General features: G+C 67.5%; 22 protein-coding genes and 1 tRNA gene. 8 read left to right on the top strand and 15 right to left on the bottom strand.

From position 1 onward, the window contains the following. A partial coding sequence (locus tag FPV16_RS06630) for a hypothetical protein (protein ID WP_227437245.1) occupies positions 1-196 on the top strand: 196 nt, incomplete at its 5' end. A gap of 136 nt (positions 197-332) precedes the next feature. Here FPV16_RS06630 and deoA read toward each other — a convergent pair. From deoA to cdd, 4 genes are read right to left on the bottom strand one after another with little or no spacing between them, the layout of a single operon-like run. Next, entirely contained in the window at positions 333-1,634 is a 1,302-nt protein-coding gene (gene deoA / locus FPV16_RS06625; protein WP_227437243.1) for a thymidine phosphorylase, read from the bottom strand. Beyond that, the gene (deoC, locus tag FPV16_RS06620; protein WP_227437241.1) at positions 1,631-2,377 is read right to left on the bottom strand and encodes a deoxyribose-phosphate aldolase; all 747 of its coding nucleotides are present in this window, start codon (positions 2,375-2,377) and stop codon (positions 1,631-1,633) included. The genes deoA and deoC overlap by 4 nt, the downstream gene beginning before the upstream one ends. A 9-nt stretch (positions 2,378-2,386) precedes the next feature. Further along, positions 2,387-3,196 (bottom strand): purine-nucleoside phosphorylase, encoded by an 810-nt coding sequence (locus FPV16_RS06615; protein ID WP_227437239.1) that lies wholly within the window; start codon positions 3,194-3,196, stop codon positions 2,387-2,389. Continuing rightward, positions 3,189-3,626, bottom strand: a complete 438-nt coding sequence (cdd, locus tag FPV16_RS06610) for a cytidine deaminase (RefSeq protein ID WP_227437237.1) — start codon at positions 3,624-3,626, stop codon at positions 3,189-3,191. Before cdd ends, FPV16_RS06615 begins: the two co-directional genes overlap by 8 nt. Before the next feature lie 189 nt (positions 3,627-3,815). On the opposite strand from cdd, the gene FPV16_RS06605 reads away from it, so the two are divergent. Continuing rightward, on the top strand, positions 3,816-4,040 hold the full coding sequence (locus FPV16_RS06605) for a DUF2093 domain-containing protein (protein ID WP_227437236.1): 225 nt from the start codon (positions 3,816-3,818) through the stop codon (positions 4,038-4,040). Here FPV16_RS06605 and lpxK read toward each other — a convergent pair. From lpxK to FPV16_RS06590, 3 genes are read right to left on the bottom strand one after another with little or no spacing between them, the layout of a single operon-like run. Beyond that, on the bottom strand, positions 3,985-5,016 hold the full coding sequence (gene lpxK, locus FPV16_RS06600; protein ID WP_227437233.1) for a tetraacyldisaccharide 4'-kinase: 1,032 nt from the start codon (positions 5,014-5,016) through the stop codon (positions 3,985-3,987). The two genes, FPV16_RS06605 and lpxK, sit on opposite strands and share 56 nt — an antisense overlap. Beyond that, complete coding sequence (locus FPV16_RS06595) at positions 5,016-6,320, bottom strand: 3-deoxy-D-manno-octulosonic acid transferase (protein ID WP_227437231.1); 1,305 nt, start codon at positions 6,318-6,320, stop codon at positions 5,016-5,018. Before FPV16_RS06595 ends, lpxK begins: the two co-directional genes overlap by 1 nt. Then, positions 6,317-7,069, bottom strand: a complete 753-nt coding sequence (locus tag FPV16_RS06590) for a lysophospholipid acyltransferase family protein (RefSeq protein ID WP_227437230.1) — start codon at positions 7,067-7,069, stop codon at positions 6,317-6,319. Before FPV16_RS06590 ends, FPV16_RS06595 begins: the two co-directional genes overlap by 4 nt. 681 nt (positions 7,070-7,750) lie before the next feature. Between FPV16_RS06590 and FPV16_RS06585 the strand changes: the two genes are divergently transcribed. Beyond that, on the top strand, positions 7,751-8,656 hold the full coding sequence (locus FPV16_RS06585) for a metallophosphoesterase family protein (RefSeq protein WP_227437228.1): 906 nt from the start codon (positions 7,751-7,753) through the stop codon (positions 8,654-8,656). Positions 8,657-8,681: 25 nt separating this feature from the next. On the opposite strand, the gene FPV16_RS06580 is transcribed toward FPV16_RS06585, so the two are convergent. Continuing rightward, on the bottom strand, positions 8,682-8,843 hold the full coding sequence (locus FPV16_RS06580; protein WP_227437226.1) for a hypothetical protein: 162 nt from the start codon (positions 8,841-8,843) through the stop codon (positions 8,682-8,684). A gap of 469 nt (positions 8,844-9,312) precedes the next feature. On the opposite strand from FPV16_RS06580, the gene FPV16_RS06575 reads away from it, so the two are divergent. After that, positions 9,313-10,401: an acyltransferase family protein gene (locus FPV16_RS06575; protein ID WP_227437223.1), complete on the top strand. Its 1,089-nt coding sequence runs from the start codon at positions 9,313-9,315 to the stop codon at positions 10,399-10,401. Between the two features lie 12 nt (positions 10,402-10,413). On the opposite strand, the gene FPV16_RS06570 is transcribed toward FPV16_RS06575, so the two are convergent. After that, positions 10,414-11,166, bottom strand: a complete 753-nt coding sequence (locus tag FPV16_RS06570; protein ID WP_227437221.1) for a GDSL-type esterase/lipase family protein — start codon at positions 11,164-11,166, stop codon at positions 10,414-10,416. 71 nt (positions 11,167-11,237) lie between these two features. Next, positions 11,238-11,313, bottom strand: a tRNA-Glu gene (locus tag FPV16_RS06565). Positions 11,314-11,408: 95 nt separating this feature from the next. On the opposite strand from FPV16_RS06565, the gene FPV16_RS06560 reads away from it, so the two are divergent. Together FPV16_RS06560 and rpoH are read left to right on the top strand one after the other, a co-directional pair. Continuing rightward, the gene (locus FPV16_RS06560) at positions 11,409-12,410 is read left to right on the top strand and encodes an RluA family pseudouridine synthase (RefSeq protein WP_227437220.1); all 1,002 of its coding nucleotides are present in this window, start codon (positions 11,409-11,411) and stop codon (positions 12,408-12,410) included. A 308-nt stretch (positions 12,411-12,718) separates the two neighbouring features. Continuing rightward, positions 12,719-13,609 (top strand): RNA polymerase sigma factor RpoH, encoded by an 891-nt coding sequence (gene rpoH, locus FPV16_RS06555; protein WP_056252170.1) that lies wholly within the window; start codon positions 12,719-12,721, stop codon positions 13,607-13,609. Between the two features lie 192 nt (positions 13,610-13,801). Here rpoH and FPV16_RS06550 read toward each other — a convergent pair whose 3' ends face one another. The 5 genes from FPV16_RS06550 to purB all read right to left on the bottom strand — a co-directional run bounded on the left by FPV16_RS06550 (position 13,802) and on the right by purB (position 19,691). After that, a complete protein-coding gene (locus FPV16_RS06550) occupies positions 13,802-15,373 on the bottom strand; it encodes a histidine kinase (RefSeq protein WP_227437218.1) in 1,572 nt (523 codons plus the stop codon). Positions 15,374-15,581: 208 nt separating this feature from the next. Further along, on the bottom strand, positions 15,582-16,874 hold the full coding sequence (locus tag FPV16_RS06545) for an adenylosuccinate synthase (protein WP_227437216.1): 1,293 nt from the start codon (positions 16,872-16,874) through the stop codon (positions 15,582-15,584). 137 nt (positions 16,875-17,011) lie between these two features. Continuing rightward, positions 17,012-17,350 carry a hypothetical protein gene (locus FPV16_RS06540; protein ID WP_227437213.1) on the bottom strand — a complete coding sequence of 113 codons (339 nt, stop codon included), beginning with the start codon at positions 17,348-17,350 and terminating at the stop codon, positions 17,012-17,014. 91 nt (positions 17,351-17,441) lie between these two features. Continuing rightward, positions 17,442-18,287: a D-amino-acid transaminase gene (locus tag FPV16_RS06535; protein ID WP_227437211.1), complete on the bottom strand. Its 846-nt coding sequence runs from the start codon at positions 18,285-18,287 to the stop codon at positions 17,442-17,444. Between the two features lie 96 nt (positions 18,288-18,383). Beyond that, the gene (gene purB, locus FPV16_RS06530) at positions 18,384-19,691 is read right to left on the bottom strand and encodes an adenylosuccinate lyase (protein WP_227437209.1); all 1,308 of its coding nucleotides are present in this window, start codon (positions 19,689-19,691) and stop codon (positions 18,384-18,386) included. A gap of 367 nt (positions 19,692-20,058) precedes the next feature. Here purB and FPV16_RS06525 point away from each other — a divergent pair, with 367 nt between their 5' ends. Together FPV16_RS06525 and glgA are read left to right on the top strand one after the other, a co-directional pair. Continuing rightward, the gene (locus tag FPV16_RS06525; protein ID WP_227437207.1) at positions 20,059-22,218 is read left to right on the top strand and encodes a TonB-dependent receptor; all 2,160 of its coding nucleotides are present in this window, start codon (positions 20,059-20,061) and stop codon (positions 22,216-22,218) included. A 463-nt stretch (positions 22,219-22,681) separates the two neighbouring features. Beyond that, the gene (glgA, locus tag FPV16_RS06520; protein ID WP_227437206.1) at positions 22,682-24,214 is read left to right on the top strand and encodes a glycogen synthase GlgA; all 1,533 of its coding nucleotides are present in this window, start codon (positions 22,682-22,684) and stop codon (positions 24,212-24,214) included. Positions 24,215-24,295 lie beyond the last annotated feature (81 nt).

Here is a 24,295-nt window from a genome sequence, read left to right as displayed (position 1 = left end):
GGGCATGGCTGGGGTGGTCATGGTCATCACGGATGGCGCCCGCGCCATCATGGTTGGGGTCACCACCACCACCATCATCATGGGCATCGCCACGGCGGCCACTACCGCTTCTAGTGAAAAGGCCCCGGCGGGTTCATCCGCCGGGGCCTCTCTTGCTGGTCTCCCATCGCGGCCCGTCGAATGGCGGATGGTTTGAGGGATCGATCTCACATCCGCACTACGGAAGAGGAGCTTCCGTTCTGTTGCCACGTCCGCATCCGCCGGCACGTCCGGCCAGCTTTAGGAATGGACGCGCGGCGTCGTTCCCCTGTGCGTGCCGGATACCGTGCTCGTCAGGCGATCCGCTGGATGATGTCCGGTCGTGGCAGCGGGGCGGCGGCTGCGATCCGGTAGGCGGCCCGCAGGGCCGCTTCGGCGGCATCCGCTTGGCTTTCGGTGCGGGCATGGACGATACCGAGCAAGTCGGCGGCATCCCCCGGACGGGCGAGAGCCGAGAGCCCCACCGCTGGATCGATGTCGTCCTGGGGCCGGGTACGCCCGCCGCCCAGCGCGATGATGGCGAGCCCGATCGCGCGGGTTTCGATCTGCGAGACGACGCCTGTCGTGAAAGATCGCACCGGGCGGATCACCGGTGCGATGGGACAATACCGGTCGGCCTTCTCTATGAAGTCGGCAGGGCCACCCAATGCGGAGACCATGCGCCCGAAGATTTCTGCGGACCGTCCTGAATCGCGGGCGTCTTCGACCCTTTGCGCCGCTTCGGCGATGTCCCTGGCGAGGCCGCCCAGCATCAGCATTTCGGCGCAGAGTGCCACGGTCACGGCGTGGAAGGCAGGCTCGCATGTGCGGCCGGTGAGGTAATCGACGGCGTAAGCCACTTCCAGCACGTTCCCGGCGGAAGAGGCCAGCGGTGCGTCCATGTTGGTGATGAGCGCCACAGTGTTCAGACCGGCGCCGTTGGCCACCGAGACGATGCTTTCGGCCAAAGCTCGTGCCTCGTCGGCCCCCGCCATGAAGGCGCCGGAGCCGGTCTTCACATCCATCACGAGGCCGCCGAGTCCGGCCGCGAGCTTCTTCGACAGGATCGAGGCGGTGATGAGGTCGAGGGATTCCACCGTGCCGGTAACGTCGCGGATGGCGTACAGCCGCCGGTCCGCCGGGGCGAGATCGTCTGTCTGCCCAATGATGGCGCAGCCGATGGAGCGGGTGACGCTGCAGAAACGGTCGAGGCCGGGCGTCGCGTCGTAGCCGGGAATGCTCGCGAGCTTGTCGAGGGTACCGCCGGTATGCCCAAGGCCGCGGCCGGAGATCATCGGCACGTAACCACCGCAGGCGGCGACCATCGGGGCGAGGGCAAGGCTGACCGTATCGCCAACGCCTCCGGTCGAGTGCTTGTCGAGGACGGGGCCGGGTAAATCCCAATTCAGCACTGTGCCGGACCCAGTCATTGCCCGCGTCAGGGCCACGCGCTCGGGCAGCGACAGGCCGCGGAAGAACACCGCCATGGCGAAGGCGGCGGCTTGCCCCTCGGTCACCCGCCCATCGGTGAGGCCGGAGACGAAGTCGGCGATCTCAGCATCCGTGAGGCCGCGTCCGTCCCGCTTCGCCCGGATCAGCTCCTGCGGCAGCATCATGCATGGCCACCGAGGCTGGTGGTCAGCGCGTCATGCAAGCTGCTTGCCCCGATGCGGAAGGTCGTCGGCTCGACCCAGCCCGGCCCCATAATCCGGTCGGCAATGGCAAGATACAGGGCGGCATCGGCCACGGTCCGTAATCCGCCTGAGACCTTGAACCCCACGGGCCGCCCGCTCTCGCGGATGGCGACAAGCATGGCCTCAGCGGCATCGGGCGTTGCCGAAACGGCGCTCTTGCCGGTGGAGGTCTTGAGAAAATCCGCTCCCGCGGCAATGGCGAGACGGCTGGCTTCGGTGACTTGCCTCGTCTCCGGCATGGCGCCGGATTCGAGAATCACCTTGAGGATCGCGCGCCCAGTGATCTCCCGCACGGCGGCGATCATCTCAGTTGGCATCCCCGCATCGCCCGCGAGAAACGTCCGGTAGGGCATGACGAGGTCGATCTCATGCGCTCCGTCATCCAGCGCCTCGGCGGCATCGTCGACCGCGCGCTCGATATCCGTGCCGCCAGCGGGGAAGTTGATCACCGTGGCGATGCGGACGGAAGTCCCGGCCAGCAATTCGGCACAGCGCCCGATATGCTGGGGCCAGACGCAAACCGCGGCGACGCGGCTCGCCCGGGCCTTGCCGCAGAGCGTCGCGATGGCCTGATCCGAGCAGGAATCGCCGAGATCGGTGAGATCCAGAAGGGGCAGGGCACGCCGGGCAATGGCGGTGTCGGGATGATGGGGATCGACGATCATGCCCCTGTCCTACAGCCGTGCGACGAACGCGTCGATGAGACGGGCGAGGTCGAACGCGGCGGCGGCGGCGGCGCGCTTGGTCTCGTCATGATGCGGATCTCCGTCTCCGATTCCCGCAGCAAGGTTCGTGACCACCGAGATTGCCGCGACCCTCAAGCCGAAGAACCGAGCGAGGATCACCTCCGGTACCGTCGACATGCCGACGAGATCGGCGCCGAGGCGCCCCGCCATGCGGATCTCGGCTGGAGTCTCGAAGCTGGGGCCGGAGAACCACGCATAGACGCCTTCATGCAGTGGAATCGCACACGCGCGTGCCGCCTCGTGGAGAATTCTGCGCGCCGCTGAATCGTAGGCTCCGACCATGGGGACGAAACGGCCATCGCCCGCCTCGCCGATCAGCGGATTGAGGCCCGAAAGGTTGATGTGGTCGGTGAGCGCCACGAGACTGCCCGGCCCTGCCCGCGCCATCAGCGATCCGGCTGCATTGGTGAGGAGGAGGAGCGGGACGCCGAGCGCCGCAGCGACGCCCAGCGGCACCTTCATGACGGCGGCGTCACCGGTTTCGTAGGCATGGCTTCTCCCTTCGAAGACCAGTACCCGCCGCCCGGAGAGGCCCCCGGCATGGAGGGTGCCGCCGTGACCGGTCACGCCGGGAGAGGGAAATCCTGGAATCTTTGAATAGGCGAGGGAGAGGCCGTTTTCGAGCTTGCCGGCGACGAGTCCGAGGCCCGTTCCCGTGACGATGGCGGCCTCGAAGGGACCGCCGAAACCGTGGCTCCGTACAGTGGCGGCGGCGAGGGAGATCGCTGCGTCAGGCATCGGCGCCCGGGTTCTTGCGGCGCAGATTGTCAGGGCCGAACGAGTCGGGAAGCAGCGCCTCCAGGGTGAAGCTGCGGCGGATTCCCTCCGGTCCGGCGATGTGGATCGGCGTTCCGGGGTCGGCGAACTCCCTGATGCGCTGCCGACAGGCGCCGCATGGCGTCACGAGAATCGGGCCGTCGCCTGTGATGAGGATGGTGGCGATGGCGCGTCCGCCGGCTGCGATCATCGCCGAGATGGCGCTTGCTTCGGCGCAGGTGCCGACGGGGTAGGCGGCGTTCTCGACGTTGCAGCCGGCATGCAGGCGGCCGTGCTCGTCCCTCAGGGCGGCGCCGACGGGGAAGTTCGAATATGGCGCGTAGGCCAGGGACTTAGCCGCAGCGGCCGCCTGGAACAGAGCCGCGAGATTCGCGCCGATCGTGTCCGTCATCGCATCGGGTCCGGTGGGAGGATTCGAGGGGTGTTAGAACAGGAACGCCACCCCCCTGTCGAGCGCCATCGGACCCCTTGTTCGAGCGCCATCGGATGCCTTTTCGAGCGCCATCGAACGTCATCGACATGGCGCCGTCGCGATCCTAGAACGCTCTATCGATGCTCTCAGTTGGGAAGCGGGCGAGACATGCTGGGTCGGTTCGAACGCAAGGCCTCCGGCGAGGCGACGGTGGAGTATGGCGACGGCACCATGCGCATCGTGAAGCCAGGCAGTTTCGTGCGCTGCGCGGTGACCGGCGAGCCGATCGCCCTCGACAGCCTGCGCTACTGGAGCGCCGAACTGCAGGAGGCCTACATTACGCCCGAGGCGGTGATGAAGCGTCTGGCCGGACTGGGACGGTCGCCGGGCTGAACGCCTCGATCGCGCGGCGCAGCTGGCCGAGGAGGCTCCCCTCGTCGTCGAACCGGAGGGTGACGCCGAGTGCCGTCACCCCGGCGGCGAAGTCCGCCGGCAGGCGCACCATGTCCTTCTCCGTCGTCACCAGCATCGCGCCCAGGGCATCGGCCCATGCCGCGAGGCCGGCGAGATCCGCGGCGCGATAGGGGTGGTGATCCGGAAAGGTCCGGGTCTCGATGACGCTCGCCCCGGCCTGGGCCAGGGTCTCGAAGAATTTCTGCGGTCGCCCGATCCCGGCAAAAGCCAGCACGGGCTTTCCCGCGACGGCTGCCGGCGCTGTCGGAACCAGCTTGCCCCGATGGACCGGTAGCCCCCGCAACGCCGCCTCCACCGCCACTGCCTCACCCTGGGCGCCCTCGCCGATGACGACGAGGCCGTGGACATGGCGCCATTGCCGCGCGAGCGGGGCCCGCAACGGGCCGGCCGGGAAGGCCAGCCCGTTGCCGATACCGCTGCCGGCATCGACCACCGCAAGGGACAGATCCTTGGCGAGGCTCGGATTCTGGAGCCCGTCATCCATCACCACCACATCCGCCCCGAGAGCCCGGCAGAGCCTCGCCCCTTCGGGCCGGTCGCGGGCGAGGATTGTGCGGGCGCCGCGCGCGAGGAGGAGCGGCTCGTCGCCGACATCCAGGGACGTATGCCGGGTCGGATCCACCGCCACAGGGCCGGACAGACGCCCGCCATAGCCACGGGTCAGGAAGGCGGGCTCCGCATCGATCCTCGTCAGCAACGCCGCCACCGCGAGGGCGGTGGGGGTCTTGCCCGCCCCGCCGAGGGTGAAGTTGCCGATGCAGATGACGGGGCATGCCGCCCGCACGCCCGCGCGGTCCATGCGGGCGGCGACGCGCGAGCCGTAGTGATGCCCGAGGGACGCCAGGGCCCGGCCCAGGGGATGACCGGGGACATCCCAGAAGGCCGGGGGCCGCATCAGGAGCCGGCCATGGCCGCGAGCTTCATCTGGGCGATGAAGGGGTCGAGAATCGCGAGGGTGCGCTCCACCGCCCCTTCGAACGGTCGCAGGGCGGCGTTGCCGGCGTCCGCCATGGCGCTGGATCGGGGTGTGTCGAGGAGGAGGTCGCCCACGGCGGTCGCCAGTTCCGCGGCATCCGCCACCATCATCGCCCCACCGGCCTCGTCGAGGGCGCGATAGACCTCGGCGAAATTCTGGACGTTCGGCCCGTGCAGGATCGCCGCGTCGAGGCGGGTCGGCTCGATCGGGTTCTGGCCCCCGCGCGGCGTCATCGAGCCACCGAGGAACACCAGCGGCGCGAGGCGGTAGAACAGGCCCAACTCCCCGAGCGTATCGGCGACGTAGAGATCGACGCCGCCATGGGGGCGGCCGCCGCGCGAGCGCAGGCCGCTCCGCAGGCCGACGGCGGTGGCGCATTCCGCGACGTCCCCGCCACGGTGGGGATGGCGCGGCACCACGATGGTCAGCAGGTTCGGCAGTCGCGCCCTCAGGGTCGCGTGGGCCTCGGCCACCATGGCATCCTCGCCCGGATGCGTACTGGCGGCGACCCAGACCGGCCGGTCGCCGACGACGTCGCGCAGATAGGCAAGCTGCTGATCGTCCGCAGGGGGGACGGCCGAATCGTATTTCAGGTTTCCGGCGACGCTGACGCGAGGCGCGCCGAGCCTTTCGAAGCGCTCGGCATCGTCCTTGGTCTGCGCGAGGCAGATGGCGATGCGCGAGAGCAGGGCCTCCGCCGTGCGCGGCGAGCGCGCCCAGCCCTTGAACGAGCGTTCCGACATCCGGCCGTTGACGAGGAGGAGGGGGATGCCGCGCTGGTGCAGGGCGATGACCGTGTTCGGCCAGATCTCGGATTCCGCCACCAGCGCCAGATCCGGCTGCCAATGGTCGATGAAGCGCTCGATCCAGCGCGGCGCGTCGAGGGGCATGTATTGATGCACCGCGCCCTCCGGAAGGCGCCGGCCGATCAGTTCGGCGGCGCTGCGTGTTCCCGTGGTGACGAGGACGCTGAAACCCCGTGCGATCATGCCGTCGATCAATCCGACGAGGGAGAGCACCTCGCCGACGCTGGCGCCGTGCATCCAGGCCAGGGGCCCGGTGGGGCGGGCTCGCCCGGCAAGGCCACGGCGCTCGGGCAGCCGACCGGGGTCTTCCTTGCCCTTGCGCGAGCGCCAGGCCAGCAGGCCGGCCACCGCCGGCTCTCCCACATAGAGCCCGTAGCGATAGGCCTGGAGGGCGATGGTGAGGGGAGGTGTCTTCACGCAAACGGCCCGAGGGCGAGGGACCCGGCCACCGGATCGACGACCCGGTCGAGGCGGCCGACGAGGGTGTAGGCGCGGTCGTGGACCCGGTTCATCTCGTGCTCCAGGCGCTGACGCAAACGCTCCAGTTCCTCCGGTTCGACATCGCGCGGGACGAGGACCGGCTCGCCGAAGACCATGGCGCCCCTGCCGAAGGGCAGCCCGAAACAGGCCTTGTCCCAGCTGTTGAAGCGCAGGTGCCGGCTCGTCACCACCGCGACGGGAATGATCGGCCGGCCGGAGAAGCGCGCCAGGGTGAGGATACCGACGTCGCATCGGCGCGACACCTTGGGCACATCGGCGCTGAAGGCGACGCTCTCGCCGTCCTTCAGGGCGCGGATCATGGCGCGCAGGCCTTCTGCCCCGCCCTTCGCCCTGACGTCCCGCACGGCGCGGCCACGGGCCCCGGAGGCGCGGATGACGCGAACCCCCATCCGGGTGAGGGCGATGGTGTTGATGTTGCCGTCCGCCGAGCGCGAGATGATCGTGGCGATCCGGTCCTGCGGCCGGCGCATGAACGAGATCATCGTATGCTGGCCGTGCCACATCCCGGCGATGAACGGCGACAGACCGTCGAGCCACCGGTGCGGCCCGGCCGGTTCCACCGTGAAGCGGTTGGTGGCGCGCACGAGGCGCAGGTAGTGATAGGCGGCAAAGCCGAGGCTTTTCTGAACCGGTGGAGACCGGCCGATGCGTTTGAGAAGGCTCATTCACTCGGTTCCACGGGCCGCCGGATCGGCCATCCGTCCAGTCGGTGCCCGAGACGTCCACGCCCGGTTGCGCCGCCGGCGCATCCGCCGAACGTCGCCCGCTCGGGAGCCATACCGGTCCCGCAGGGTCTAACGCCGTTCGAATTGCCCGCGCAACCATGCCGGGACCGCTTCACCCCGTCCGGCCCGGTCGCTCGATCTTCACATGCGTGAGAGCGTCGCGGCGGGAGCGACGGCGCTTCAAGCAGAGCGCGTCCCTCTCCCCACAAGGGCTACGGCATCCCCACATCTCGCGGGCCGCTCGGGTCCCCTCCGCTGGAAGGAGAAGGACAGGGTGAGGTGTGTGACCTTTTCGCAGACGGACCACACCTCACCCCAGCCGTCTCCTGGAAGAAGAGGGAGCCGGTCGCGCCTCACGCCGAACCTGCTTGAATAGAGCGAACAGGCTTCGAGCAGATGTGTGAACCCAGTAGCCCACAAGGGGGAGGAGGGCAGGGCGGCGCATCCTGCGAGACGTGTGAACATCTTAGGGAATGACGGCGTGGGTGTCGAAACCGGTGTGAACGGTCCCGCAGATCAGATGGCATCGACCCGAATTCGAAGTCCCGCCGGAAAATTGTCGAGGCTTGACGCGGTAGCCGGGAGTGACGATGGCGGGCGCCTGTTTCGAAACGGAGACCGATGTTCCGCCTCGCTCACCTCACCGATCCGCATGTCGGCCCCATCGCCCGTCCGCGCCTGCGCCAGCTTCTGAGCAAGCGGGCTACCGGCTACGTGAACTGGCGGCGCGGGCGCAGCCGGCACCACGATATGGAGATCCTCGCGGCGCTGGTGGCCGATCTGTGGACGCAGCCCCACGATCACGTCGCCTGCACCGGGGACCTGTGCAACATCGGCCTGCCGAGCGAGTGGGCGACGGCCAGGGATTTCCTCGAAGCGCTCGGCACCCCGGACACGGTGAGCTTCGTTCCGGGCAATCACGACGCCTATGTGCGCGGTTCGCTCGAGGGGCTGTTGAAGGCCTGCGCTGCCTGGACCTCGGGCGACGACGGCACCGACGGGGCGTTTCCGTATCTCAGGCGGCGCGGTCCGCTCGCGCTCATCGGAGTGTCGTCGGCCATTCCGACGAAGCCCTTCGTTGCGAGCGGCCGGCTCGGCCCCCCTCAGATCGAGACCGTCGAGGCGATTCTGACACGGTTGGGCCGCGAGCCCGAACCGCCGTTTCGCGTGGTTATGATCCATCATCCGCCCCAGCCCGGAGGCGCATCGCCGGGGCGCGAATTGAAGGATGCGGAGACGTTCACGGCGATGATCGGTCGCGCCGGCGCGGACCTGATCCTGCACGGGCACAACCATGTGGGGAGCATCAGTTTCGTCCGCGGGCCAGACGGCACCAGCGTCCCCGTGGTCGGCGCACCCTCGGCCTCGGCGGTGTCGCATGGCGGCGCGTTGCACCGCCGAGCGAGCTATCATGTCTATGCGGTGACGCGAGCGGACGACCGCTATGTCATCGAGGCCAAGGAACGCGGCCTGACGGAGGCCGGGACGATCGCCGACCTCCGGGTCTTGACGCTGACGCGGCGATGATCGCCCCTCCGCGGTCTGCGCCCGATCAGGCCGACAATGCCACGAGGGGGCGTTGCGCCTGGCGGGTGATGCTGGCTTGATACAGCTCTGCCTGGAGCCGGGTGAGGCCGCTCACGAGGGCCGTCGGCCCGCGATAGACCGTGTAGGTGCCGTCATGGGTCGGTTTGACGTGAATCGTCTGGGACATGGCGTGTCTCCCGGCCTCAACGAATCAGTCGATTCGTTCTTTCGGAGTAGGCAGTGTTAATCGGGCGTTCATCAGCCGCAAGGGCAGCGGCCGCCTGTCCCGCCGACATTCGTCATTGCGCCGCACTGTGACAATGTGGGCCGGCCCGCGGCCTCCGGCGTGAAACCCGCGCGCGTTCAACGGGTAACCGCCGGGCGAGTGCGGCGCACAACAATCCGGGAGCGTTTTTCGTGATGAACCTGAAGCGGGTTGGCGAGGCTCTTTCGGATGAGGAGCCATGCCGGAGCGCGATCGCGCGACGCCCAGCGCCGATGTCGACGGGTGGGGTCCCCCAGAGCCCGCCGAAGGACCGGCGACTTTTAAGGAAGTAGAAGCGCCTCCTGATACCATCATGCCGAAACACAGGGTCTGCGACGGAGAGCCGGGGTCGGCGTTCATGGCGTGACCGGAGCGACCAGGGCGGACCACGATGGCAGGCCACGAGCGATCGCCTGAGCGACCGGGGAGGCTCCTCGAACTCGACGCCCTGCGCGGGATCGCCGCCGTCCTCGTGGTCGTCTTCCACTTCACGGCCGCTTACGGCCATGAGATCGGGTGGAGCGGCACTGAGCCTCTGTTCCGTTTCACATCGGGCCAGGCCGGGGTGGCGCTCTTCTTCGTCATCAGCGGCTTCGTCATCGCGATGACGCTGGAGCGGTCGCGGACGGCCCTCGACTTCATCGTGAGCCGCTTCGCCCGGCTTTATCCGGCCTTCTGGTTCAGCGCTCTGCTCACCACCGGTCTGATCGTCGCCACCGGGTTTAATCCGTTCCACCTGACGATCCGGGGCTTCCTGGCTTCGCTGACCATGGCGAACGGCCTGACCGACATGCCCTTCATCGACCCGGCCTACTGGACGCTGACGCGGGAGATCCTGTTCTACGCGTTCTTCGCCGCCGCCTATTTCGGGCTCGGGGCCCGTCACACCACCGGCGTGCTCCTGGCGTGGATCGTCGTGACCTCGCTCTACAACGTGTTCGTGGCCGATACGAACGTCTATGCCTGCCGGACGGCGGCGAGTTGCGGCGCCATCCTCCTCAACGCCACCTTCGCCCATCTGTTTGCCGCCGGCGCACTCGCCTACAAGCTCCATCGCGGCGAGCGCACGCCCCTGGTCCTGGCGAGCCTGTTCCTCGCGATCGCGGCGGCAAGCGTCTCCTTCTGGCCGGAGCATGGGTTCCAGCCATCCGCGTCGGCGAAGGCGGCGTTCTTCGTCGGACTCGTGATGGCCGCCGCCGCGGGATATCTCAAGGTCCTCCGGTCCCCCGTGCTGATCTTCCTCGGAGCGATCTCCTACTCGCTCTACCTGCTGCATCAGGTGATCGGCTATTTCCTCATCGGCGGGCTCGTCCGGTGGGGGCTCGGCGCCGATCTGGCGATCCTGACGGCGTTCTGTCTCGTCACGATCCTGGCGAGTGCCGTCTGCTACGGTGTCGAACGTCCCTCGCAGCGCGCCATTCTCCGGCTCTATGCGCCCTATCGGGAACGGCGGCGCCTCGATGCCGTCCCCACGGTCTGACGTGACATCGGGTCAGCGCGTCATCAGCTGACGGATGCGCGCGTGGATGGCGCCCCCGAGAAGGGCGTAGCCGAGGCTCGTCGGGTGAAGGCGGTCGGCCATGACCTGGGGTGAGAAATGACCCGCCGCATCGACCATGGCGCGGCCGGGATCGAGATAGATCACGTGCCTGTCGTCGCCGCAGCCGCGGATGAGGTCGTTCACCCGCGCATTCACACGGCGCTCGGGCGACGTCGCGTCCTCGCCCCGTGGCAGGAGGCCGAGGAGAAGGACCCTGGTGTCCGGCGAGCGGGCCTGAAGGACGCGGATGATCTCGGCGATGCCGAGCGCCGTGTCTTCGGGCCGGCTGCCCTTGTCGGCATTGTTGGTGCCGATCAGGAGCACCACGAGATCGGGTTTCAGGGATGGCGGCCATTGCCCGTGATCGAGGCGCCAGAGCACGTCCTGCGTACGATCGCCCCAGAGCCCCAGATTGAGCGGCGACCATTCCCCCCAGAACATGCCCCAGAGGCCGGGATCCCATCCTTGCGTGATGGAATCCCCCAGGAAGACGAGGCGGTGCGCGCCGAGATCCCGTCCACTCAGCTGCGCGGAGAGCGGAGCGCTGCGCTCACGCAGCTCGGCCACGGACACCGACTGGGGCTTTGCCTCCAGCGGCATCGGCTGATGTGGCGCAAGCGCCGGACAGCCGGGCGAAGCGATCCCCGATCCTGCGGCGCAGAGGAGGGCGACACTGACGAGGCTATGGAGCAGAGTACGGTGCATCGCCGGCCTCGGGCCGATCCGGGGGAAAGGGCGAGGCTGTCGTGTCAGGATGACTGACCTGCAAGAACCGCTGGCGCTCCCAAGGGGAATCGAACCCCTGTTTTCGCCGTGAGAGGGCGACGTCCTAGACCGCTAGACGATGGGAGCTTTCCGGCCGGTTGGCGATCGTATAGCGACGGTCCGGCGGGGGAGCAAGGCCTTCCGCGTGCTTAAATTTCATCGGCATCGAAAGAGATCACATCGTGCAAGAACCGCAGGACCGCCGTGTCGTCCTCGACCTGGACGCGCAGGCGGAGCGCATCGACAGGGCGCTCGCCCGCGCGCTGCCGGACGTGTCGCGCTCGCGGCTGCAGGAGTTGATCCGCACCGGCCAGGTGAGCAAGGACGGGGTCGTCGTCCTCGACCTGTCACTGAAGGTTGGCGCGGGCGCCGTCCTCGACGTGATCATTCCCGCGCCGGTGGATGCGACGCCGGTGGCGGAGACCCTCGATCTCGTCATCGTTCACGAGGACGACGACCTGATCGTCATCGACAAGCCGGCGGGGCTGGTGGTCCACCCGGCACCCGGCCACGATGCCGGAACCCTGGTGAACGGCCTCATCGCCCATTGCGGGGAGAGCCTGTCGGGGATCGGCGGCGTGCGGCGGCCGGGGATCGTGCATCGGCTCGACAAGGACACGAGCGGTCTCCTCGTCGTCGCCAAGAACGATCTCGCCCATAAAGGGCTCACGGCGCAGTTCGCCGACCATGGCCGCAACGGACCCCTGGAGCGCGCCTATCTCGCCCTCACCTGGGGAGCGCCGGAGCCCCGGCTGGGCACCATCGACGTCGAACTCGGACGCAGCCAGCGCAACCGCGAGAAGATCGCCATCATGCGCCCGGGCGAGGGGCGCACGGCGATCACGCATTACGTCGTCGAGGACATCCTGGATGCGGGAACCGAAGTCGCCCTGGTCCGGTGCCGGCTCGAGACCGGGCGGACCCACCAGATCCGCGTCCATCTGAGCCATCGCGGCCATCCGCTTCTCGGCGATGCGGTCTATGGCAACGCCTTCAAGACCAAGGCCGCGCGCCTCGGGCCGGCGGCGCGGGCCGAACTCGAAGCGTTGGGGCGCCAGGCGCTCCATGCCGCCATCCTCGGGTTCGAACATCCCCGCACCGGCGAGGTCCTGCGCTTCGAGAGCCCGATCCCGCCGGACATGGCCTCTCTCATCGCCGCGCTGAGGGCGAACGATCGCTCCTGAGGAGGCGGAAGCGCGCGTGGGCGCGGGGCTGCGGCCGCCGCGGGAACCCTTGGCCCGCGGTCCTGTTGCCCGAGTGTCGCTGTCAAGGGTCGCCGGCAAACAGGTGTGCCGGCGCACCCCGGGCCGCGGCCTTTCGTGCCACCTTCGGGCGATCGGCTCGCTGGCGCGTTGATGGCGATGGTCGAGTCACGGACCGCTACCGCACCGTTTCCTTTCCGAGTAGGTTCGGGGAGTGGGACGGTCGGCTCGAAGAGCGGCGGTTCGTTTCTGGTCTGCCCGTTCGGGGGACCTTGCAAGGAGAGATGACTATGGCAGGCGCACTACCCGTGCTCGCCACCGAGGGTGGCCTTTCGCGCTACCTCGATGAAATCCGCAAGTTTCCGATGCTCGAGCCGAACGAGGAGTTCACGCTGGCCAAGAACTGGCGTGAACAGGGCGATCGCGATGCGGCGCACCGGCTCGTCACGTCGCATCTGCGGCTCGTGGCCAAGATCGCCATGGGCTACCGCGGCTATGGACTGCCGATCGGCGAGGTCGTGTCCGAGGGCAATGTCGGCCTGATGCAGGCCGTCAAGCGCTTCGAGCCGGACAAAGGCTTCCGCCTTGCGACCTATGCCATGTGGTGGATCAAGGCCGCGATCCAGGAATACATCCTGCGCTCGTGGTCGCTGGTGAAGATGGGCACCACGGCCAACCAGAAGAAGCTGTTCTTCAATCTCCGGAAGGCCAAGGGCAAGATATCCGCCCTGGACGAGGGTGACCTCAAGCCGGATCAGGTGGCTCAGATCGCGGTCAAGCTCGGCGTGCCCGAGCAGGACGTGATCGACATGAACCGCCGCCTCTCCGGCGACACCTCCCTCAACGCGCCGCTGCGTGAGGAAGGGGAGGGCGAGTGGCAGGATTGGCTGGTCGACAACAGCCCGAGCCAGGAAACCGTGCTCGCTCGCGAGGAAGAGGGCCAGAACCGTCTGACCGCCCTGCGCGACGCGTTGTCTGTGCTGAACCCGCGCGAGCGCCGCATCTTCGAGGCGCGCCGTCTCGCCGATGACCCGATCACCCTCGAAGACCTGTCGGGTGAATTCGGGGTGTCGCGCGAGCGTGTCCGCCAGATCGAGGTCCGGGCGTTCGAGAAGATCCAGGAAGCGGTCAAGCGCAACCTCGCCACCCGCGAGGCACCACGGGCCGCCGCGCACGCCTGAGACCGGGCCTCGATGGGCCCAATTCATCGAGGGCTGCCCGCGCGACTGCGCGGCGGCGGTCGTCCGCCGGACCTCACTGTCCCTGACCTGTGGGTCAGGGTCCGTGGAACGTCGTATGAATCGCTGCCTCGGGGATCGATGATCGAAAAGCCGGTTCCGCGAACGCGGGACCGGCTTTCTTCGTATCCGCGCCTATCGACGCCACTGTTCGAAGGCGGAGCGGATGACCTGATTGCCCGACGAGCCCTTCTCGAAGGTCAGCACGCCGCGGGGCCCGGCGGCGAACTTCATCGGCAGGTCGAACCAGTTGCGGTGCTCCAGAAGGTCGGTGTTGCGGTCCACGTCGGCCTGCAGCGACGACAGGCCGATCAGGAACAGGTTCTCCTTCACGCGCACCGGCAGACCCGACACCGGCGACCCACGGCCTCCCTCTTCATCCTTCGCGCTCAGCAGGCCGATATCCTGCACGGAATGCGTGTCCCCGGCCGGACTCGTCGTGGTGAAGGCCAGTTCGATGGTGTGGGAGGCGGGGAAGGTGGCGTCGAGGTTCCGCCTGATGGTCATCACCAGAGCCAAGCCGGCCTCGGCGAAGGTCAGACGTCCCCGGATGACGGTTTCCAGCGGCTGGCCCTGCTCGCCGTTGATCGCCTCCAGGCGCCACACCACGACGCCCTGGAAGGTGATCGGCTGGGCGTTTCCTCCCGCCGTGTTTTCCTCGAAGAGAACGGCGCGCTGCGCCACCGCCACGTCGGGCTGGGCCGGTGGCTTGGTCGGATCGGCCGGCGTCGTGGCTGGCGACCGGGCGGGCGTCTGGCGGGCGAAGGAGTCGCGTCGTTCCGGGGAGGCGGGAGCCTCCCCGCCGATCCGGTCGGCATATTTCGCGGCCCCGGAATCGGTCGCTTCTCCCTGGGCCTCGGTATCGCCGGGCTGCAGGTCCGAGGGCTTGTCGCGCAGCATGAAGGCCGCCACCGCGATCAGCCCGACGACGATGAGCAGGACGCTTCCGACAAAGATGTTGCGGATCAGGCGAGGGCGGCTCTTGCGCGGGGCGACGACGTCGATGCGCGGGCGATGGCGCCCATTGGCGCCCTCCGCCGCTGCGGGGATCGTTGCGCCTTCGGCGACCGGCGGCTCGGGCGTCGGCTCGCTGGCCGGTTCCGGCTCGGTCGCTTCGCTCGCGGCCTCGTCGTTCGACGCTTTCCGCGCGGCGTCCCGCGCGGCCTTCCTGTCGGCAACCTTGTCCGCGGATTTCGCCTTCCGGGGCTTGATCGGCAGGACCGGCGCGGGCTCCCGGGAGACCGGAGCCGGTCCATCCCCCGCCGACGGCAGCGGCTCGGGCGTCGACGCATCGGGCTGCGCGCCCGGCTGGCGCTCCGGCCGGGTCGGGCGGATGCCGAGATTCGGCTCAGGGGCCGGCGGTAGGCCGGGCTCGGCGATGCGATCTCTCGCATTGTCGGCGGATCGATCGGGCGCCGCCGCTTCCGGCAGCACGTCGCGCTCTTCCGGCACGGCGAAGACCGGTGGCGCGACATCGTTGGCGACGGCGGCGGGTGGCCCGCCATGTTCGCTCTCGACCCTGCTGATCGCGGTTTCGAGAGCCTTGCTCTCGAGGTCGATATCGGCTTCGGACAGGGGCGGTTCGAGCGAGCGAAGCTGCCCGATCAGGGCGCCGCGTGCCCGGTCGTAGACCGCCTTGCGCAAGGCCGGAGAACGATCCGGCATCGCTTGGAGCGCTCGTGCCAGCAGGGGGTAATAGTCGGCCATCGAACCTCGGTCCGCCCTATACGGGCCGGCCGGCAGGCCGCCCTCTTCTCACGGCAGGGATGGAACACCCTTGGGCGAGGCACGTCCGCATCATCCGCGATGTCCACCCTCCGGACGAGGCACCATCGCCCCGCACGGCGCCTCATCCCCTGTCATTCGTCCACCGGTCGCCCTGGAGGAACCGGTGGGCATCGCCTTGGCCGGACGCTCAATCCTCGAAGGGATTGTGCATCAGGATGGTGTCGTTGCGCTCCGGTGACGTGGAGAGCAGTGCCACCGGCGCTCCGATCAGTTCCTCGATCCGGCGCACGTACTTGATCGCCTGAGCGGGAAGATCGGCCCAGGAGCGTGCTCCGGCGGTGGTGCCGGACCAGCCCTCGATGGTCTCGTAGATCGGCTCGACCTTGGCCTGCGCGGCCTGGTTGGCGGGAAGGTGGTCGAGCACCTGTCCGTCGAGGCGGTAGCCGGTGCAGACCTTGATCTCGTCGAACCCGTCGAGGATGTCGAGCTTGGTCAGGGCGATCCCGTCGATGCCGGAGGTCCGCACGGTCTGGCGAACCAGGACGGCGTCGAACCAGCCGCAGCGACGCTTGCGCCCGGTATTGACGCCGAACTCGCGGCCCTTGGCGCCGATCGTCTCGCCGATCTCGTCGAAGAGCTCCGTCGGGAACGGTCCCTCGCCGACGCGGGTCGTATAGGCCTTGGCGATCCCGAGCACGTAGCCGATCGCCGACGGCCCCATGCCGGAGCCGGTGGCGGCCTGGGCGGCGACGATGTTCGAGGAGGTGACGAACGGGTAGGTGCCGTGATCGACGTCGAGGAGGGCACCCTGAGCGCCCTCGAACAGGATGCGCTTGCCGGCCCGGCGTTCGTCGTCGAGCAGTTTCCACACGGTGGTGGCGTAGGGGAGGATCGTCGGCGCGATGGCCTTCAGTTCGGCGAGGAGCGCGCTGGCATCGACCTCGTCGATCCCGAGACCCCGGCGCAGGGCGTTGTGATGGGTGAGCACCCGCTCGATCTTCGATTCCAGGGTGCTCTCGTCGGCCAGATCCACCACGCGGATGGCCCGGCGGCCGACCTTGTCCTCGTAGGCGGGGCCGATGCCGCGCTTGGTCGTGCCGATCTTGAGGCCGGCATTCGACGTCTCGCGAAAGTGGTCGAGTTCGCGGTGCAACGGCAGGATTAGCGTCGCGTTGTCGGCGATCCGGAGGCTCTTGGGCGAGATCTCGACGCCCTGCGCCTGAAGCCGGGCGATCTCGTCCACGAGGTGCCACGGATCGACGACGACGCCGTTGCCGATCACCGACAGCTTTCCGCCACGGACGACACCGGACGGGAGCAGGGCCAGCTTGTAGGTCACGCCATCGATGACCAGCGTATGCCCGGCATTGTGACCGCCCTGGAAGCGGACCACCACGTCGGCCTGCTCCGAGAGCCAGTCGACGATCTTACCCTTGCCTTCGTCGCCCCATTGGGCGCCCACGACGACGACGTTCGCCATTCACTTCAACCTGTCCGGTGCCCGCGTGGAAACGCCCCGCCGCGAGGGCGGGCCGACACGCATCTCCGGGGTCTTTCCGCGATCCCTCGCAGGAAATCAAGCAAACCGGGCCCGAACGCTTGGGGGGCACCCCATTCCTAGCGCGCTTCCGTCCCCGGTTCGCGGCCCGGCAGCTGACCGGGCTTGATCACCGGCATGCCGCTGCTCTCGGACTCGGGAGGCTTGACCACCAGGCCCGGGGCGGAATTGCCGGGCGGCGTGATGACGCCGTCGTTCTTCTCCAGCTTGTCGCTCAGGGTCGAACCACCGGTTCCTTCCTCGGACGGACGGACCTTCTCCGGCACCGTCTCCGTCGATGGCGGGATGTTCGGGGAGGTGTCGCGCCCTTTCAGCGGTGCATCGGGCGACTGGGCATAGGCGCCCGACGCCGTCAGGGCGAAAGCGAGCAATGCGGCGTGACGAAACGGTGTCGGCATCGATGTCCCCCAGGAAGTCGGGAGACAAACCGCTCCGGCGGCGATGCAGTTCCTGTGGCCGCGCCGGATGACGGATGAGACCGGCCCGTCCTTATGCCCCGGCCATCTCCAGATAAAGCGCACGCAGACGCTTTGTCAGCGCGCCCGGCTTGCCGTCGCCCAGTTCGTGGCCGTCGATGTCGATGACGGGCATCACAAAGGCCGAAGCGCTCGTATAGAAGGCCTCCTCCGCCGCGAACGCCTCCTCCACGGAGAACAGCCGCTCCTCGATCGTCAGACCGGCTTCCTCGGCAAGGCGCATCACGGCGAGGCGCGTGATGCCCGGCAGCAGGGCGGTGGAGAGCGGGCGGGTGACGATCGTCCCGCCGGCGATGATGAAGGCGGTCGAGGAGGAGCCCTCGGTGACGAAACCGTCCTCCACCATCCAGGCTTCCGCAACGCCGGCCTTGGCCGCTTCCTGCTTGGCCAGCACCTGGGCGAGGAGCGCCACCGACTTGATGTCGCGCCGCTTCCAGCGGATGTCCGGGACGGTGATGACCTTGGCGCCGCGCTCCGCCAGCGGGTTCCTGGCCACGGTCTTGGCCTGCGTGAACATGACCACGGTGGGTTCGGTCTCGGCCGGCGGGAAGGCGAAATCCCGCTCGTAGGCGCCCCGCGTCACCTGCATGTAGACGAGGCCTTCGTCGACGCCGTTGCGGCGGACCAGCTCGGTCTCGAGCCGGATCCAGTCTTCGGTCGGGTAGGGATTGCGGATGCCGATCTCACCCAGCGACCGGTCGAGCCGGGCCAGATGCGCCTCGTTATCGACGAGGCGCCCGCCGAGGACGGCCGATACTTCGTAGATGCCGTCCGCGAACAGGAAGCCCCGGTCCATGATCGACACGGTCGCCGCCTCGAAGGGCACGAACTCGCCGTTGACGTAGACGATGCGCGACATGGAATTTCCCCTCGATTCGGACAAGCTCGGCGGTTTCTCCGCCACGCGAAGCATAAACCGTGCATCGCGTGGCAGGTCGGCAGATGCGCCCTTTGCTCAGGCCGTACCGAAGACGCGCGAAAAAATCGTGTCCACGTGTTTGTAATGGTAGCCGAGGTCGAAGCACTCCTCGATCTGCTCCGGGCTCAGGGACGCGGTGACGTCCGCATCGGCCTTCAGGAGCGTGAGGAAGTCGCCTTCGCCGCGCCAGACCGGCATCGCGTTGCGCTGGACCAGGCGATACGCGTCCTCACGGGACACGCCCGCCTGCGTCAGGGCCAGAAGCACCCGCTGCGAGTGGACGAGGCCGCCGAGCTTGTCGAGATTGCGCTGCATCTGCTCGGGATAGATCAGCAGCTTGTCGATCACGCCGGTCAGCCGCGCCAGGGCGAAGTCGAGGGTCACCGTGGCGTCAGGGCCGATCATGCGCTCCACCGAGGAATGCGAGATGTCGCGTTCGTGCCAGAGCGCCACGTTCTCCATGGCGGGCAGCGCGAAGGAGCGCACCATGCGGGCGAGGCCGGTGAGGTTCTCGGTAAGCACGGGATTGCGCTTGTGCGGCATGGCCGACGAGCCCTTCTGGCCCTCGGAGAAGAACTCTTCCGCCTCCAGAACTTCCGTGCGCTGCAGGTGGCGCACCTCGATGGAGAGACGCTCCACCGAACTCGCGACCACGCCGAGGGTGGCGAAGAACATGGCGTGGCGGTCGCGGGGGATGACCTGCGTCGAGACCGGCTCGGGCGTGAGGCCCATCGCCTTGGCGACATACTCCTCCACGCGCGGGTCGATATTGGCGAAGGTGCCGACGGCGCCCGAGATCGCGCAGGTGGCGACTTCCTCGCGGGCGGCGACGAGACGGGCGCGGGCGCGCTCGAACTCGGCATAGGCCTGGGCGAGCTTCAGCCCGAAGGTCACCGGTTCGGCATGGATGCCGTGCGAGCGACCGATGGTCGGGGTCAGCTTGTGCTCGAAGGCCCGGCGCTTGATCGCGGCGAGCAACGCATCGACATCCTTGATCAGGATGTCGGCGGCCCGGACGAGCTGGACGTTGAAACAGGTGTCGAGGACGTCCGACGAGGTCATGCCCTGGTGCACGAACCGCGCATCGGGTCCGACGATCTCGGCGAGATGCGTCAGGAAGGCGATGACGTCATGCTTGGTGACCGCCTCGATGGCGTCGATGCGGGCGACGTCGAACACCGCGTCGCGGCCCTTCTCCCAGATCGTGGCGGCGGCCTCCTTGGGTACCACGCCAATCTCGGCGAGCGCCGTGGTGGCGTGGGCCTCGATCTCGAACCAGATGCGGAAGCGGCTCTCGGGAGACCAGATCGCCGTCATCTCGGGGCGGCTATAGCGGGCAATCATACGGGCGCCTCGGGTCGGACGGATCGGGACAAGGAGGCTGGCGCCTAGCATGAGCGGGGCCTGCGCTCAACGCGGGGCCGCGGGGGCGCTCTGTGCGAAGTGATACATTTGTGCATCGCCCCGGCGAAACCAGAGGCGCCGGAATCGCCGCACCGGAATGGGGCGAGGAATTTTCCGTCCCGCGTTCCGCAGCTTAGTCGACAAGTTAGAACGTTTATCAAGAGATCCATCAATTTAGAATGTGGTCAAACCCGCCGCAACAGGTTGCCGATCAACTATGCGTGTCTATTAGACGAGGGTGGTCTGCAGGCGATCGTAATATTGTGCCGTTAATGCAGAATAATTCTAATAGAACTGAGACGCGCCGATGCATCCCTTCGCCCGTATACGCCTGATCACGGTTCTTTCGGCCGTGCCTTTCCTATCGGACGTACGGGTCGCCGAAGCACAGGCCGTTGCCGTCGATCCTGGCAACCACACTGAAGTCACCCTGGATCAGCTCAGTGTCGATGGCGTCGGGGGCAACACGGTGGGCTACCGCGCCAACCGCAGCCGGAGCGCGACGAAGACGGACACCCGGCTGATCGACACCCCTCAATCGGTGACGGTGGTGACGCGGGAACAGGTCCAGGATCAGGGTTTTCAGGGCGTCACCGAAGCGTTGCGCTACGTGCCCGGCGTGTTCCTGCATCAGGGCGCCGCAAACCGGGACGAGGTCGTGATCCGCGGCCAGCAATCCAGCGCCGATTTCTACGTCAACGGCATTCGCGACGACGCGATGTACTACCGCGATCTCTACAACGTCGAGCGGATCGAAGTGCTCAAGGGACCGAACGCGATGATCTTCGGTCGCGGCGGCGGCGGCGGCGTCGTCAACCGCGTTCTCAAGGACGCCACCGGAGCTCCGGTTCGGGAAGTCATCCTTCAGGGTGGCCAGTATTTCAACAAGCGGGTCGCCGTGGATGTCGGCGACCGGGTCTCGGACAGCGTGTTCTTCCGCCTCAACGGCATGTTCGAGGATAGCGGCACCTATCGCGACTACGTCGACCTGCGGCGCTGGGGCATCAATCCGACGGCGACGATCCTGCTCGGGCCCGAGACGACGCTGAAACTGTCCTACGAGTACTTCCACGACGACCGAACGGCGGATCGCGGCATCCCCTCCCAACTCGGGCGGCCCTATCGCTACCGCGACAACATCAGAACCTTCTTCGGCAATCCCGACCTCAGCTACGCCCGCGTGGATGCTCATATCGCGACGGCGGTTCTCGATCACCGCTTCGCCTCGGGCGTCGAGATGCGCAGCCAGTTCCGCTACGCCGATTACGCCAAGGCCTATCAGGTCGTATATCCGAGCATCCGGTCCGGCGGCGCGGTCAACGCCGCCGGGACGGCCGTCGATCTCAGTGCGTTCAACAACGTGACGCCGAGGACGAACTTCTTCAACCAGAACGATTTCACCTACAAGTTCGCTACGGGGCCGCTGGCCCATACGCTGCTCGCGGGGTTCGAACTCGGCAAGCAGGAAGGCATCACCTATCGCGAAGACGGATTCTTCGCGACGACCGGAACGCAGACGCTGACCGTCAATCCGCTCTCGCCGGTCTCGCGGGTCCCCGTCAGCTTCCGCAACTTGGCCTCGGCCTCCAACAGCCGCTACGACCTCGGATTGGCTGCCGTCTACGTCCAGGATCAGATCGAGATCGGTCCCCATGTCCAGGTGATCGGCGGCTTGCGCTACGACCACTTCGATTTCTCCTCGACGGACCGACGCACCAACGTCACCAATTCCCGCATCGACGATCTGCTGTCGCCCAGGGTCGGGCTGGTGTTCAAGCCGGTGGATAATCTGGCTTTTTACGGCAACTACAGCGTGTCGTACCTGCCATCGGCCGGTGATCAGTTCAGCGCTTTGTCCGAGGGGCTCGCCATCGCCGAGCCGGAGCGGTTCGAGAACCGCGAGGTCGGCGTGAAATGGGACGTTTCGTCGACGCTCCAACTCACCGGCGCGCTCTACGACCTCGACCGGTTCAACCAGCGCCTCGCCGACCCGAACCGCCCCGGCTTCTTCCTGCTGAGCGGCCAGACCAACGCGAAAGGTGTCGAGATCGGCGCCAACGGCTTCGTCACCGATTGGTGGCAGGTCGCGGGCGGCTATGCCTTCACCGATGCGCGCATCGTCAGCGGGTTCAGTTCGGCCCTCATCGTTCCGGGCAACCATGTCGGGCTGGTGCCGTTCAACGCGGTCACCCTGTGGAACAAGTTCGCGGTCACGCCGTCCTTCTCGTTCGGTGTCGGCGCGATCCACCAGACCCACACGTTCGCGGCGGCCGACAACACGGTCAGGCTCCCGGGCTACACCCGCTTCGACCTCGGCCTCTTCTATCAGGTCACGGATCTCGTGCGGGCGCAGATCAACATCGAGAACGTCTTCGACAGGGGCTACATCGCCACGGCGGACGGGAACAACAACATCAGCCCCGGCGCGCCGAGGATCGTTCGCGCTCAGGTCATCGCCAAGTTCTGATGATGGCCAAGTTCTGATCATCACAACGTTCTATTCGTGGCCAAGTTCTGACCATGGCCAAGTTCTCGGTTCATCCGGACTTTTGGTGCCGAGAGGTGTCGGGGGCCCGATCGATGCAGTTGGACCGGCCCCTCGGCTGATCACGCGGCATGGAGCAACCGCTCCACGAGCCCACTCTGCTGCAGGAGGTCGAAGCCGGCACGACCGTTTTTCGGCGCAGGTCGCGCGGCGAAGGCTCCACCTTCCCGCTCAACGTCGGTCGCGGCCTCTGGACGGGCGGATCGAACACCGTCGCCCGCGCGACGGGGTGTCTCGACGACCCCTCCGTGGCGCGGGATCCAAAAAAACTTTTGCGCCGCGACATTTTCCCCGCGCCGCAGCAAGCTGAACGGAGTATTAACCGACCCAATGGCTTGAGTTGTGCATCGCAAAGAGCACGATCTGACCTAGAGGTCTCCTTAATATGCCGGCGACGACCACCTCCAGTGCCGACCTCGCCCCGCCGAATTTCACCTCCGGCGAGGCCCATTCCGAGGTGACCCGGAGCCTCTCGCTCCAACCGCGCATCCTCTACGCGACCCCGGAAATGGCGGACTTCATCAAGACCGGCGGACTCGGCGAAGTCGCCGGCGCCCTGCCACGGTCGCTGCGCCGCCATTACGACGTCCGTGTCCTCATTCCCGGTTATCGCCAGGTGGTGGACCGGTTCGATCACATCCCCGTCGTCGCCCATCTGCGCGGCCATGCCGGCATACCGCCCTGTGATCTCGGTCTCATCGAGACGGGGGACGGCCTCAAGGTCTATATCATCCTGAGTTCCGACCTCTATCAGCGCGACGGCACGCCGTATGGCGACGCGCAGGGCGATTTTCGCGACAACGACCTGCGCTTCGCGCGCCTCAGTCTCGCGGCGGCGGAATTGACCGGCGGGGTCGATCCCTCCTGGTCGGCGGACCTGCTTCATCTCAACGACTGGCAGACGGCGCTCGCCCCCGCCTATCTCGAATGGACCGGCCAGCGCGTCCCCAGCGTGCTGACGATCCACAACCTCGCCTATCAGGGCCTGTTCCCGAGCGATTCCCTGGGGCGCCTCGGCATCCCGGACGGCGCCTTCCAGATGGATGGCTGCGAGTTCTACGGGCATCTCTCCTTCCTCAAGGCCGGCATCTTTTACGCCTCGCACGTCACCACGGTGAGCGAGACCTATGCCCGCGAGATCATGATGCCGGAATCCGGTTGCGGCCTCGACGGCCTGCTGCGCACGCGCGCCTCCCAGGGGCGGCTGGCCGGCATCCTCAACGGGATCGACGAGAGCTGGGACCCGCGCACCGATCCCCATCTCGCCACCCGCTTCGAGGCCGACGACTGGAAGGGCAAGCGCGCCAATGCCGAGACGGTCCGCCGCCATTTCGGCCTCGCGGTCTCGCGCGGCCCGCTCTTCGCCATCGTCTCGCGCCTCGTCCACCAGAAGGGCATCGACCTCAGCCTCAGCGCGGCCGAGACCATCGTGGCCGAGGGCGGCCAGATCGTCGTCATCGGCGAGGGCGAGCGCCGGTTCGAGACCGCGCTCAGCGATCTCGCCCGCCGCCATCCCGATTCCGTCGGGGTCCAGGTGGGGTTCGAGGAGAAGGAAGCCCGGCGGATGTTCGCCGGAAGCGACTTCCTGCTGATGCCCTCGCGCTTCGAACCCTGCGGCCTCGCGCAGATGTACGCCCAGCGTTTCGGCTCTCTGCCGATCGTGCGCCGCACCGGCGGCCTCGCCGATACGGTGGAGGACGGCGTGACCGGCTTCACCTTCGGCGAAGCCTCGCAGAAGGGGTTCCTCGGCGCGGTCCGCCGGGCCCTCGACACGTTCGGCGAGAAGAAGCGCCTCAACGCCATGCGCCGCCGCGCCATGTCCCGCTCCTTCACCTGGGACGGTGCGGCCATGGATTACTCAGCGCTCTATGCGCGGGCACTGGGCAATGGCAGCGGTCTTCGCGCCCGCACGGCCTGAACGCACGCCTCGGACCAATCTACCCCATCTGTTTGAGGTGTTTGCCCAAGGCGCTACCTCATCCCGAGGTACTGCGTAGCG

It is taken from the genome of Methylobacterium sp. W2 (genome assembly GCF_020662345.1).
Classification (GTDB): Bacteria; Pseudomonadota; Alphaproteobacteria; order Rhizobiales; family Beijerinckiaceae; genus Methylobacterium.
This window is presented reverse-complemented; position numbering and strand designations above follow the sequence as displayed.

What these genes read in the sequence shown, in the direction of transcription:
- deoA (WP_227437243.1), bottom strand. Translation starts at nt 1,634, where the DNA reads ATGATGCTGCCGCAGGAGCTGATCCGGGCGAAGCGGGACGGACGCGGC.
- FPV16_RS06590 (WP_227437230.1), bottom strand. Translation starts at nt 7,069, where the DNA reads ATGAGCCTTCTCAAACGCATCGGCCGGTCTCCACCGGTTCAGAAAAGC.
- FPV16_RS06580 (WP_227437226.1), bottom strand. Translation starts at nt 8,843, where the DNA reads ATGTCCCAGACGATTCACGTCAAACCGACCCATGACGGCACCTACACG.
- FPV16_RS06575 (WP_227437223.1), top strand. Translation starts at nt 9,313, where the DNA reads ATGGCAGGCCACGAGCGATCGCCTGAGCGACCGGGGAGGCTCCTCGAA.
- FPV16_RS06550 (WP_227437218.1), bottom strand. Translation starts at nt 15,373, where the DNA reads ATGGCCGACTATTACCCCCTGCTGGCACGAGCGCTCCAAGCGATGCCG.
- purB (WP_227437209.1), bottom strand. Translation starts at nt 19,691, where the DNA reads ATGATTGCCCGCTATAGCCGCCCCGAGATGACGGCGATCTGGTCTCCC.
- FPV16_RS06535 (WP_227437211.1), bottom strand. Translation starts at nt 18,287, where the DNA reads ATGTCGCGCATCGTCTACGTCAACGGCGAGTTCGTGCCCTTCGAGGCG.
- rpoH (WP_056252170.1), top strand. Translation starts at nt 12,719, where the DNA reads ATGGCAGGCGCACTACCCGTGCTCGCCACCGAGGGTGGCCTTTCGCGC.
- FPV16_RS06540 (WP_227437213.1), bottom strand. Translation starts at nt 17,350, where the DNA reads ATGCCGACACCGTTTCGTCACGCCGCATTGCTCGCTTTCGCCCTGACG.
- lpxK (WP_227437233.1), bottom strand. Translation starts at nt 5,016, where the DNA reads ATGCGGCCCCCGGCCTTCTGGGATGTCCCCGGTCATCCCCTGGGCCGG.
- FPV16_RS06570 (WP_227437221.1), bottom strand. Translation starts at nt 11,166, where the DNA reads ATGCACCGTACTCTGCTCCATAGCCTCGTCAGTGTCGCCCTCCTCTGC.
- FPV16_RS06605 (WP_227437236.1), top strand. Translation starts at nt 3,816, where the DNA reads ATGCTGGGTCGGTTCGAACGCAAGGCCTCCGGCGAGGCGACGGTGGAG.
- glgA (WP_227437206.1), top strand. Translation starts at nt 22,682, where the DNA reads ATGCCGGCGACGACCACCTCCAGTGCCGACCTCGCCCCGCCGAATTTC.
- FPV16_RS06585 (WP_227437228.1), top strand. Translation starts at nt 7,751, where the DNA reads ATGTTCCGCCTCGCTCACCTCACCGATCCGCATGTCGGCCCCATCGCC.
- FPV16_RS06615 (WP_227437239.1), bottom strand. Translation starts at nt 3,196, where the DNA reads ATGCCTGACGCAGCGATCTCCCTCGCCGCCGCCACTGTACGGAGCCAC.
- deoC (WP_227437241.1), bottom strand. Translation starts at nt 2,377, where the DNA reads ATGATCGTCGATCCCCATCATCCCGACACCGCCATTGCCCGGCGTGCC.
- cdd (WP_227437237.1), bottom strand. Translation starts at nt 3,626, where the DNA reads ATGACGGACACGATCGGCGCGAATCTCGCGGCTCTGTTCCAGGCGGCC.
- FPV16_RS06525 (WP_227437207.1), top strand. Translation starts at nt 20,059, where the DNA reads ATGCATCCCTTCGCCCGTATACGCCTGATCACGGTTCTTTCGGCCGTG.
- FPV16_RS06545 (WP_227437216.1), bottom strand. Translation starts at nt 16,874, where the DNA reads ATGGCGAACGTCGTCGTCGTGGGCGCCCAATGGGGCGACGAAGGCAAG.